An 11,413-nucleotide genomic window follows, 5' to 3' on the forward strand; every position below is an offset into this window, starting at 1 on the left:
CATTAATACACCTGTTCCTTATAGAAAAAGCCAAAAGACAACTCCCGCTCGGGGTCCTGCAGCTCACGCACCCGCTCCAGCCATTCATCCCGATATTCATAACCTTCAGGATCAGCCTGATAGCTGTCGATTGCCGCACGATAGGCACGTACGGCCGCTTCATTATAAGCGAGAGGTTTGAGGATGCCTTCGATTTTGAAACTATGCACCCCCGCCTCCATCAGCAGATGCAAATCCTCCAAAATGCAGATATCTTCCGAACTCATGATATGTGTACCGTTCAGATCTTCATAAATCGGGAATTTCTCATCGCGGCGCTCTGCCTCAATCAGGAAAAGGCCTCTTTCTTTGCCCAAATCCCCTTCCACGGGACGGCCTTGGTGAGCCATGTAGCTCTGTACCAGGCTGCGCTTCGAATGATAAATATTCGTCATGCCGTGAACCTGCACTTGGGCTTCCACCTTCAAATAAGGCATCATCTCGGTGATTTCGTCCATGTTCAGCTCGCGTGCCAAGACGACGCGGCTAGCCCCTTTGCTTCCCCAATAGTTGGAGGTCGCATAGTTTGTGGAAGTCATTTCGGCGTTCCAATGCAGCTTGATGTGCGGAGCAAGCTCGCGCACGGCGCGGAGCACGGACGGATCGTTAAACTCCACCGCATGAATGCCGATTTGCCCCAGAGCCTGCACATATTCGGGAATTTCCTTCAAAAGCTCGTTCGACATCAGGTTGTTCATGGATACAACCACACGGGCATTGTGTTTGGCGGCGATGTGAACCACCTCTGCCGTTTCCTCGAGGTTGAAGCTCCCCGCAAGGCGCATCCCGAACCGATCGTCTCCGATGAGCAGGGCATCCGCCCCGGCCTGAAGAAGAGCCTCCGCTTCCTTTACATTGGCTGCCGTGACAAGCAGCTCATGTCTGTTACTCATTTCCATCCCTCCGCTTATTGCGCAGCCTTACTTTTGGCTATATTTTGCTGATGTTCCTTGTACGTTCTGGCAAACAGATGCTCCGAGGAGCCGTCTTTCTTGGTCACATAGAACAAGTAGTCCGAAGCTTGCGGTTCCAGTGCCGCCTTAATGGACGCCAAGCTTGGGCTCGCAATCGGTCCCGGCGGCAGTCCTTTGTTCAGGTACGTATTATAAGGACTCTGAACTTTCAGATCGGCAAAGAGCAGCCTTGCCTTCGGTTTGTCCAACAAATATTGCACCGTCGCATCGATCTCCAGCTTCATGTCCCGGTTGATCCGGTTATAGATCACGCCGGCCACAAGCGCACGTTCCTTGTCCACTACAACTTCCCGTTCAACGAGCGAGGCAACGGTCAACAGTTCATGCAGAGACAAGTCCCGCTCCTTCAGCTTCGCTTCCAGATCGGGAATCGTCTGCAGCCGGGTCTCCAGCTCTTCCATCATGCGCTGCATGACGTCATGGGTGGAGCTATCCTTTTTCACCTCATACGTTTCGGGAAAAAGATATCCTTCCAACACGTAACGCAGTTCTTCGTCCACAGGAGCATCCTTGATGAGGTCCAGGTCGAATGCGGACGGCTCATTGGCCAATGTAATGAATTCTTCCCGGTTCACGATGCCCTCCTCGGACAGCTTGTCCGCCATTTGCAGTATCGTGTAACCCTCGGGAATGGTGAATTTCACCATTTCCTCGGGCACAACATCACCGCTGCTGAGCTTGCTAATAATTTCATCAAAGGTCACGCCGGGATTCATCGCGTACGTGCCTGCCATGAAATTTGAACCCTGGTTCTTCCATTTCAAATAGGCTTTAAATGCAAGCGAGCTCCGGATCAACCCCTCCCGCTGCAGTTGGTCCGCAATGGCCGAAGTTCCCGAACCGCTCTTAATCTCCAGCGTGATCGGCGTTTCCGAAGCCTGGACTGGGCGTGTCAAACTCCAGGCATATGTGCCGGCCCCTCCCGCGGCAATGATGATCATAAGCAGAATGACTATAATCGCTTTTCCTTTCAAAAAAGACACAACTCCTCTACACAACCAAAAAGAGCGGACTGCTCCGCCCTTTCGGTTTCTACAATTTGAAGCTGATCAATCTTCATCAATCGGAAGTGTGCATTCATCATACAGCTCCGAAATGTTCTCCCACTCGTCATCGTCGTCAATGGTAACCAGTTCAGGCATGACCTGGCCTTCTTTGGCAGGCAAAACCCGCAAGAGCTCTACCTCGTCGTATGGCCGCAGTGAACTGCGAAGCACCGCATATTGCTGACCCTTCACCTCAAATTCAGCCAGCAAGTCATACGGATGCGATTTACCGTTCTCTTCTTCGAGTTCAACGTGGGCACCATAAGCCAAACGCAGCGAATCTGTCCATTTTAGGTCTTTGCGGCTGTACTCTGTCATTTAGTTCGCTTCCTCTTCATCTTCTGCAAGAAATGTATTAAAGGTTTCCTCAACGATTTCCCATTCGGCATCGTCCTGGATCACGAAAAGTTTAATGTCGTCTCCCTCTTCCTCGTAACGGAATGCATAAACATCCGTTTCGCCATCTTCGGGTTCAACCGGAGCAACCATCATGTACTTGGCCTCCGAACCGTCCACCTCAAATTTCATGATGACTTCGAATTCCTCTTCATTACCCTCATCATCCGCGATGTAAATAATCTCCGATTCTTCTTCCATACCCAGTCGATCTTCAGCCATTGTTGATCCCCCTCACCTTGTACTGTTTGCATCCAAATAGTTTTGCAAAATCAAGCTGGCAGCCATCTTATCTACAACCTGCTTGCGTTTTTTGCGACTGACATCCGCTTCGAGCAGCGTTCGTTCTGCTGCCATCGTTGTCAGCCGTTCATCCCAAAGGTGAACGGGTAAATTCAATTCGCCACGCAGGCGCTCGGCAAACGCCATGCAAAGTTCGCCACGCGGCCCTACGGTGCCGTTCATGTTTTTGGGGAGCCCTACGACGATTTCACCAATCTCGTGCTCACGCACAAGCTCGGCAATTCGACCAAACTCGCCTTCATCACGGCGGCGTTCAAGCACTTCCAATCCCTGGGCAGTCCAACCGAAGGCGTCACTGACGGCAACTCCGATTCTTCGGTCCCCATAATCCAAACCTAGTATTTTCATCGATGCTCTCCCATCCTCAAGCCTGCTTAGGGGAAAACGCCTTCCCTTCTCAAGCTCCAGGCTGTCTTCTGTCGGTTATGCTCTTCCTGCCTGCTTGGATGCAATGCAGAAAGAGCGATATCCTTTACCGGTGATTGGCCAGATAAGAACGAACAAGCTCTTCAATGAGCTCATCGCGCTCTTTTTTTCGGACCAGACTGCGCGCATTATTGTGACGAGGGATGTAGGCGGGGTCACCCGAAATGAGGTACCCGACGATCTGGTTGATCGGATTGTACTCCTTATCCACCAGGGCATCATACACCGTGAGCAGAATCTCTTTGGAGGAAGCTTCCTGCTCATCACCCTTCACGTTGAATTTAACCGTCTTATCCATGGAGTCCATTGATGACACCTCACTTCTGCATGAACATGGGGACCATGTTCTGCCGAATTGATTACTGCTTCTATAATAACATATTCTGACTCCTACAAGTAAATAAAGGACCCGACAAATATGTTTTTTGCTTGTCTGTTATTTGCTAACGAGCGAAACAGCCAATTGGAGCGCTTCCTCCAGCTTGGATGCGTCCTTACCTCCGGCTTGCGCCATGTCCGGACGTCCGCCGCCGCCGCCGCCGCATACCGCGGCAACTTCCTTGACGATTTTTCCTGCATGCAGGCCTTGTTTCACTTGCTCGGCCGGCACGGCAACAACGAAATTGACTTTGCCATCTACAGCCGCACCCAGTACTAACACAGCTTCAGGCAGCTTCACTTTCAACTCGTCCGCAATCGTACGCAGTGCATCCATGCTTGGCGCATCAACGCGAGCGGCGAGCACTTGCGTATTGCCTGCTTGAACGACCTGATCCGTCAATTGGCCGGCTTCCATGGCACTCAGCTTGCCTTGCAGCGATTCGTTCTCTCTTGCCGCTTCTTTCAATTGGTGATTCAAGCCATCGATGCGTTTAGGGACGTCAGCTACATTGGCTTTAAGCAAAGCTGCCGACTGTTTGAGCAGATCCAACTGGCTCTCCATATACATATATGCGCCACGGCCCGTAACGGCTTCGATCCGGCGCACGCCTGATCCGATTCCGCTTTCGCTCACCAGTTTGAACAAACCGATCTCCGACGTATTGTTTACGTGGCAGCCGCCGCAAAGTTCCAAGCTGTAGTCTCCGATCTGAACGACGCGAACGATATCCCCGTATTTTTCACCGAACAAGGCCATTGCCCCCATCGCTTTGGCTTCATCGATCGGTTTCAGCTCGATGTTCACGTTCAGATGATTCCAGATTTGCTCATTCACCTGGCGTTCGATTTCCGTCAATTCTTCAGCCGTAATGCTGCCGAAATGAGAGAAGTCGAAGCGCAGACGCTGCGGTTCAACAAGGGATCCAGCCTGATTGACATGGGAGCCCAGCACATCCTTGAGCGCTTTGTGTAGCAAGTGGGTTGCCGTATGGTTTTTGATGATATCCCCGCGTTTGGAAGCATCCACTTCCGCCTTGATGACATCGCCGACGCGAAGTTCGCCGGCTTCCACGTTCACGACGTGCACATGCTGTCCCAGCGGTGCTTTGAACAACCCTTGGACTTTCGCGGTCACGTTTGCTCCGCGCAGCAGTCCCTGGTCGCTGACCTGGCCGCCGCTCTCTGCATAGAACGGGGTTTTGTCCAAGATGACTTGGCAGATCTGTCCTTCGCTTGCCGAATCGACAAGCGCATCGCCTGCAACGATGGCAAGCACTTTCGATTCCGTCAACAGCTCAGTATACCCAACAAATTCGCTTTTAACCTCCAGGTCGGCAAGTGCGCCGCCTTGTACCTTCATGCTCTCGCTTTCCTGGCGCCCTGCGCGCGCGCGGTCGCGCTGTTCCTGCATGGAGGCGTCAAAACCTTCGCGGTCCACGGTCATGCCGTGTTCCAGCGCATAATCCTCGGTGAGGTCAAACGGGAAACCGTACGTATCGTACAGCTTGAACGCTTCCGGACCACTGATGACGGTGCGTCCCTCCGCTTTGGCTGTGCTGCTGATGTCAGCCAGGATCGCCAGCCCGTCGCTGAGCGTTTCATGGAAACGTTCTTCTTCCGTTTTGATCACTTTGGCGATGAATTCCTGCTTGTCGACCACTTCCGGATAGTATACGCCCATCACTTCGCCTACCGTTGTTGTAAGTTCATACAGGAACGGGCGGTCCAGGCCGATCACTTTGCCGTAACGAACCGCGCGGCGCAGCAGACGGCGAATGACGTAACCGCGGCCTTCATTGCTTGGCAGAACTCCGTCACCCACGGCAAAAGCAACGGTGCGGATATGGTCGGCAATGACTTTCAGCGCAACGTCCGTTTCGACGCTGTCATTGTACTTCACGCCGGCGAGCGCAGCCGTTCTTTGGATCATCGGCTGGAACAGGTCGGTATCGAAGTTGGAATCCACGTTTTGCAGAATGGACGCAAAGCGCTCCAGGCCTGCACCGGTATCGATGTTTTTGTTCGGAAGCGGCGTATAGCTGCCATCCTTGTTGTGGTTGAACTGGGAGAACACGAGGTTCCACACTTCCAGGTAACGTTCGTTTTCCCCGCCCGGGTACATTTCGGGATCGTTCATGTCGCTGCCGTAAGCTTCGCCGCGATCATAGAAAATTTCGGTACATGGTCCGCACGGGCCTTCGCCGATGTCCCAGAAGTTGTCCTCCAGCTTGATGATGCGCTCGGCAGGAATGCCGATTTTTTCGTTCCACAGTTTGAATGCTTCTTCGTCTTCGGGATATACCGTCACGGACAGGCGCTCCGGATCGAAACCGATCCACTCCTTGCTTGTCAGGAATTCCCATGCCCATGTGATGGTCTCTTCCTTGAAATAGTCTCCGATCGAGAAGTTGCCCAGCATTTCGAAAAACGTATGGTGACGGCGAGTTTTGCCGACGTTTTCGATATCGTTGGTACGGATGCATTTCTGGGAATTCGCGAGGCGCGGGTTCTCCGGTTTCTCGCGGCCGTCAAAATACGGCTTGAGCGGTGCCATACCCGCATTGATCCACAGCAGGGAAGGATCGTTGTGCGGCACGAGCGAGGCGCTCGGCTCGATTTTGTGACCTTTGCTTGCAAAAAACTCTATCCATTTGGATCGGATTTCACTGGCTTTCATACTGGCTGCCCCCATTTGAAAAAGATATGTTGGTCCGGTGCGGAATCGCCCGGTTTGTTCCGATACAACAACAAAAAACGCCCCTGAATATATTCAGGGACGATGTTATCGCGGTACCACCCTGGTTATTGCTCGCATCCAATCCATCCGTTACGGAGGGAACGTGCAAGCAATCGCCTTGTTGACGCGAGTAACGGTCGCTCCCGGCAGGGTTGTCCTGCACTCCGAAATCAGCTTTCCGCCGCTTCAACTTTCAAGACCCTTCCAGCCATCAGCAGCAGAATAACCCTGCTGCCGAAGGAGTCTCTTCTCTGAGAAAGGAACGCCCGGCGTACTTCATTTCATCATCGATTTCATTATACAAACATACTTTTTTCATTATATCGGCAACGTCAATGCCTGTCAAATGAAGGCAGCCGCCGTCCATCGCAGCTTGTATCAGTCCGTTCTTCGCTTGATATAGTATGCGAAAAAATGCTGGACAATGACTTTTAACACCGCAAATACAGGGACGGCCAAAATTAGGCCGAAGATGCCCGCAATTTCCCCGCCGACAAGCAGGGCAAAAATAATCGAAAGCGGATGCAGATGAAGCGTTCGCCCAACCACCTGCGGAGAGATAATGTTGCTTTCCAGCACCTGGCACAGCATGTTCACGACGACAACCAGCATCATCATTTTAAACGATACCGTCGATGCCATCACCACAGCCGGGGCCGCGCCAAGGAAGGGACCAAGATAAGGCACGATGTTGAACACCGCCACAATGCTCGCCAGCAGCAGGGCATAAGGCATATCAATGATGATATATCCGATATACGCGAAAATGCCTACGATCACACAGACGATGAACTGGCCGCGAATGTAGTTGCCAAGCGCCGCATCGATTTCTTTCATGACCGTAACGATTGCTTTTCTCCGGGAACGCGGAAGATAAGCCACGACAGTCCGTTCAAACACCTCAAAATCTTTGAGCATGTAAAAAATGAGGAACGGCACGATAAAAATGTTGAACAACACGTTAATCGTCGCCCCGATATTGTCCATCAACACCGTAATTCCTTGGCTAAGCCGATCCTCCATTTGATAAAACCAGCTGTTCATGCCTGAACGAACGCTCGGCGGCATCAGTTTGTTGTCCATGTTGTTCATGAGGCTCTGGGCGCGCATCGACAATTCGGGCATGTGTTCGTTCAGTTCCTCCAACTGCTCCATCAGCACCGGGATCACGTTAACCAGGATGACTCCGATACAAGTCAGGAAAAACGCATAGATCAACAGTACCGCGATGGACCGCGGCACTTTGCGCCCGCCCAGCATGCTGACGATCGGGTTAAGCACATACGAAATGATGAGCGCAATGACAAACGGCGCCAGCACGGTTTTCAGAAATCCATATATATGCAGCAGCAATGGCCGCAGCAGCCAGATAAAATACAAAATGATCAAGCCAAGCAGCAGCCAGATGGCATAACGGAACAGCTTGTTTTTGGTTAATTGCTCCACAGTGCCTCACTCCTCTTTGGACTGGCTCTGAAAGTCAGTATATGTAGGAGCAGGAGTATTTATTAATTGTTTCAGTTTTTGGGAAGCTGCCTTTGGCCGAAAGATCTTCTGCCATCTCGAAGCAGGTCCGATAGCGCGCTGCGTTTTTGGGAGAACATGAAAAAGACGCCTCCTTTACTATAAAGGAGACGTAACCGATGCATCTTGCACTTCGCCTCTGCATACGATAAAGTAATGCGATACGCGAGTACAAGCCTTTCGATCGAATGCATATCGTAATGTAACCCTTGCAGGTTGCACCTTGGTGCCCGGCGCCTGACATTGTCACAAAACCGCATGTAAACGAAGTTTTGTTTGCAATTAAGAAGAAGCGTGCAAATGGGGAAAATCCTGCGGCAGCTCTTCGCCAAAAAACAAATCGTCCAGCGAGCTAAGCGTACCGTCCTCCTCCACTTGATATACGGACATCTTGTCGCCGTTGACGTTCAATTCAATAAAGCATCCCCAGCAATAAAACTGATGGGAGCCGATTTTACCGATATCTTTGGAACTACAGTTTGGACATTTCATATTCATTCACCTATCCGTTCACAGAATGAATGGCATTTTCCAAGCGCTGTTCACTCAGCGGGGGCACCATTACAGCACTCTCTCCAATGGACATATCACTTGTACATGGCAGCCATTTGCGGCCTTCGATCAAGTCGGACACAAAACCGTCCGTAATTTCGATCCCTTTTATTGTATTTCCCAACTCCTGGTCAAAATAAACATCAGAGACGCGTCCAAGCAGCAAACCGTCGCCGGTCAACACCGACATCTCTTTTAATTTGGACTGACCGAGGAGGTACGTATGTTTTATGTTGTCGGCTCCCGTCTTGCGGACAGCCTGTTGATTACGGATCATGACGGCATCTTCGCCGTAGGCAACGATATCTTGCCACTGCACGATTTTGACATGACTGGTAAACAGGCCTTTGCTTTCAAGTTCAATGCCTTCTATTTTCCAATCGTCGCTCACAATGAAATCCTGGATTTTCCCGACCTGTTTTCCGCCTTCCACATCAAAAACGGCAAGACCGATCATTTCCTGAAGCTTCATCGCAGTGTCCTCCTCATCATCTTATCGTGAAACAGACGCGGCATCATTGAATTTAGGTATTCCCCGAATGAACGAAAAACCATTCACCGTCGCCCCAGACCGCTCCATTCAACCGATAAATTGGAACTCCTTCCCTCCTTCTGTTCCGCAGATAAAGAGACCCTCAAAGTCTATTACGAAGTCGCAAAAGAATGGTTCCAATTTTTTCGCCCGTTTTTATCATTTCTTCCGTAGTATTACCCAACCCCCAGCTAAAACGAATCGCGGAGTGCAATAAAGCTTCCGGAAGGTTCATCGCTTTGAGTACATGGGACACTTCAAGCGACCCCGAGGTGCATGCCGACCCACTCGCCACCGCAATGCCTTCCATGTCCAGGTTCATGAGCATCGTTTCTGTCGACACTTCCGGGAAGCTGACGTTAAGGATATGCGGAAGTGTATAATCGGGGTGGCCGTTCACATGAAAATGCTCGGCGCCAACATGCTTCTCCAACTGTTCCAACAACAGGGAGCGTAAAAGAAGATCATGCTCATAGCGTTTTTCTGCCTGCGACACGGCTATTTTGAGCGCTTCGGCAAAACCGGCAATACCCGCCATATTTTCGGTTCCCGCACGCCGCTGACGTTCCTGCAGCCCTCCATGCGCCCTTGCTTCCAGCATCGTGCCCCTGCGCACGTACAGCGCACCGACGCCCTGCGGACCGTTAATTTTGTGCGCGGACAAGCTGATCATGTCAACAGGCATGTCTTTGCAGGAAATATGCTGCGTCCCCAGCGCCTGTACCGCATCCGTGTGGAACAGAATGCCGCGTTCGCGGGCAAGTTCGCCGATCTCCCGAATCGGCTGGAGCGTGCCGACTTCATTATTAGCGTACATGATCGTGATCAGCACGGTATCCGGACGAATGGCCTGCCGCAATTCCTCCATGCGGATTCTTCCATGCTCGTCCACGCCCAAATAAGTCACGTCATAACCTTGGCGCTCCAGTTCCTCGCAAGTATGCAGCACCGCGTGGTGTTCGACGGCCGACGTAATGATATGCCGCCCTTTGTCTTTCCGGGCCGCGACTGCGCCGAAGATCGCCAAATTATCGCTTTCCGTGCCTCCGCTGGTAAATACCAATTCGTCAGGGAAACAGCCAAGCAAGGCAGCGATGGCATCCCTGGCTCCATTGACGGTTCGTTTCGCTTCTCGACCGAAGGCATGGATGCTTGAGGCATTGCCGAATTGCCCGGTCATGATATCCATCATTGTTTGTGCGACCTGTGGATGCACAGGCGTGGATGCAGCATGGTCCAAATAAATTCTATTCATGTTAATCTTTCACCTCGTAATCGCTATAATGGAATTGGAAATCAAATCGAATGTTTTTGTAATGCAACTTCAAGTATAATGGAATCACTACATTTGATAAGGAGGAAGAGTGTTATGAGCGATGCCGTACTTGAACAAATTTTGAACCAGTTGCAGCAGATGAACAAACGTTTTGATCATATAGATCAGCGTTTGGACAACATGGATGGACGTCTGGATAGCATGGATGGTCGTTTCGATCATATTGAAGGCAGATTGGATACCATCGAACAGCAAACCAAAGATATTCCGCTGCTCAAGCAAGCGGTGCTGGAAACCCTTGAAATCACCAAACGCCTGGAAGAAAACCAGGCAAGCTTCGAACGCAAGGTTACGGCCGAATTGAATACCCATCAACACAGCATTGATATTTTGAATCGCCGCCAGCTGCGAATGGAGGCTGACATCGAAACCCTCAAAAATCGCTAGTCCAATAGCCGGGCTTAAATTCCAGGCCGAGATTTGCGATTTTCATACATAGACCGTTAACAGCCATTGTTGCATATGTTTTTAGTATTTCGACTTAGCTTAACCAACAAGTCTTATAAAAGTTGCCATTTGCACGCGAAAGCCCCCAATTTGGGGGCTTTAATGTTTTTGCCGTGTATGCGTGTCGCAGCCTCGATCAAAATGTTAATCATTTAACTGAAAGTTTGGCCCCAGTAATGAAGCCAAACCCTTGCATCAAGGATTTATTAAATCCATACCTGAAAATTAAATGTAAAACATGTAGCTGTCCTTCTGCTCCTGGTCTTGATACGAGATCAGGTCTTGCAGCGTCGTCGAATCCAGCACCTCGGCAATGCTGTCGCGGATACGCAGCCACAGGTCCCGCTTGGCCGGATCGTCTTCCTCGGTGAAGTCCACCGGGGAGATCGGGCCTTCCAACACACGAATGACGTCACCTGCAGTCACGCTGGCCGGATCGCTGGCCAGAATATAGCCGCCGTACGCTCCGCGAATGCTTTTAACAAGTCCTGCATTGCGCAGGGGAGCGATCAATTGCTCCAAATAATGCTCCGAGAGCTGATTGCGCTCCGCAATGCTCTTCAGGGAAGTCGGGCCTTCGCCGGTTCTGGCAGCCAGCTCCATCATGATGGTAAGGCCATAGCGGCCTTTTGTCGATATTTTCAAAGGAGTCACCTCTTTCAATTTTCAGAAAACCTGTTTAGTGTTTGTTCGCTCATCACATGTGGCCACGATTCCCGT

13 protein-coding genes are annotated in these 11,413 nt (G+C 51.1%); 1 reads left to right on the top strand and 12 read right to left on the bottom strand.

Features of this window, described 5'->3' with window-relative positions; all coding sequences use genetic code 11:
• Positions 1-2: 2 nt before the first annotated feature.
• The 11 genes from RSX24_RS16675 to RSX24_RS16725 all read right to left on the bottom strand — a co-directional run bounded on the left by RSX24_RS16675 (position 3) and on the right by RSX24_RS16725 (position 10,165).
• Positions 3-932 carry a peptidase U32 family protein gene (locus RSX24_RS16675; RefSeq protein WP_343261234.1) on the bottom strand — a complete coding sequence of 310 codons (930 nt, stop codon included), beginning with the start codon at positions 930-932 and terminating at the stop codon, positions 3-5.
• Between the two features lie 14 nt (positions 933-946).
• Positions 947-1,987: an endolytic transglycosylase MltG gene (gene mltG / locus RSX24_RS16680; RefSeq protein ID WP_343261235.1), complete on the bottom strand. Its 1,041-nt coding sequence runs from the start codon at positions 1,985-1,987 to the stop codon at positions 947-949.
• A gap of 75 nt (positions 1,988-2,062) precedes the next feature.
• On the bottom strand, positions 2,063-2,377 hold the full coding sequence (locus RSX24_RS16685) for a DUF1292 domain-containing protein (RefSeq protein ID WP_236415477.1): 315 nt from the start codon (positions 2,375-2,377) through the stop codon (positions 2,063-2,065).
• Positions 2,378-2,677, bottom strand: a complete 300-nt coding sequence (locus RSX24_RS16690; RefSeq protein ID WP_236415476.1) for a DUF1292 domain-containing protein — start codon at positions 2,675-2,677, stop codon at positions 2,378-2,380.
• A 12-nt stretch (positions 2,678-2,689) separates the two neighbouring features.
• Positions 2,690-3,106: a Holliday junction resolvase RuvX gene (gene ruvX, locus RSX24_RS16695; RefSeq protein WP_236415475.1), complete on the bottom strand. Its 417-nt coding sequence runs from the start codon at positions 3,104-3,106 to the stop codon at positions 2,690-2,692.
• A 124-nt stretch (positions 3,107-3,230) separates the two neighbouring features.
• Positions 3,231-3,491, bottom strand: a complete 261-nt coding sequence (locus RSX24_RS16700) for an IreB family regulatory phosphoprotein (protein WP_036616950.1) — start codon at positions 3,489-3,491, stop codon at positions 3,231-3,233.
• A gap of 129 nt (positions 3,492-3,620) precedes the next feature.
• Complete coding sequence (alaS, locus tag RSX24_RS16705; protein WP_343261236.1) at positions 3,621-6,242, bottom strand: alanine--tRNA ligase; 2,622 nt, start codon at positions 6,240-6,242, stop codon at positions 3,621-3,623.
• A gap of 438 nt (positions 6,243-6,680) precedes the next feature.
• Positions 6,681-7,748, bottom strand: coding sequence for an AI-2E family transporter (locus tag RSX24_RS16710; protein WP_236415472.1), 1,068 nt, complete (start codon positions 7,746-7,748; stop codon positions 6,681-6,683).
• A gap of 360 nt (positions 7,749-8,108) precedes the next feature.
• Positions 8,109-8,318 carry a YrzR-like zinc ribbon domain gene (locus tag RSX24_RS16715; protein ID WP_236415471.1) on the bottom strand — a complete coding sequence of 70 codons (210 nt, stop codon included), beginning with the start codon at positions 8,316-8,318 and terminating at the stop codon, positions 8,109-8,111.
• A 10-nt stretch (positions 8,319-8,328) separates the two neighbouring features.
• On the bottom strand, positions 8,329-8,850 hold the full coding sequence (locus RSX24_RS16720) for a PRC-barrel domain-containing protein (protein WP_236415470.1): 522 nt from the start codon (positions 8,848-8,850) through the stop codon (positions 8,329-8,331).
• Between the two features lie 163 nt (positions 8,851-9,013).
• Complete coding sequence (locus tag RSX24_RS16725; protein ID WP_236415468.1) at positions 9,014-10,165, bottom strand: cysteine desulfurase family protein; 1,152 nt, start codon at positions 10,163-10,165, stop codon at positions 9,014-9,016.
• A 114-nt stretch (positions 10,166-10,279) separates the two neighbouring features.
• Between RSX24_RS16725 and RSX24_RS16730 the strand changes: the two genes are divergently transcribed.
• On the top strand, positions 10,280-10,633 hold the full coding sequence (locus tag RSX24_RS16730; protein WP_343261237.1) for a hypothetical protein: 354 nt from the start codon (positions 10,280-10,282) through the stop codon (positions 10,631-10,633).
• A gap of 285 nt (positions 10,634-10,918) precedes the next feature.
• Here RSX24_RS16730 and cymR read toward each other — a convergent pair whose 3' ends face one another.
• A complete protein-coding gene (gene cymR / locus RSX24_RS16735) occupies positions 10,919-11,338 on the bottom strand; it encodes a cysteine metabolism transcriptional regulator CymR (protein WP_343261238.1) in 420 nt (139 codons plus the stop codon).
• Positions 11,339-11,413: the final 75 nt, after the last annotated feature.

Origin of the sequence: Paenibacillus hubeiensis, assembly GCF_032334105.1 — a bacterium.
GTDB classification, from domain to species: Bacteria; Bacillota; Bacilli; order Paenibacillales; family Paenibacillaceae; genus Paenibacillus; species Paenibacillus hubeiensis.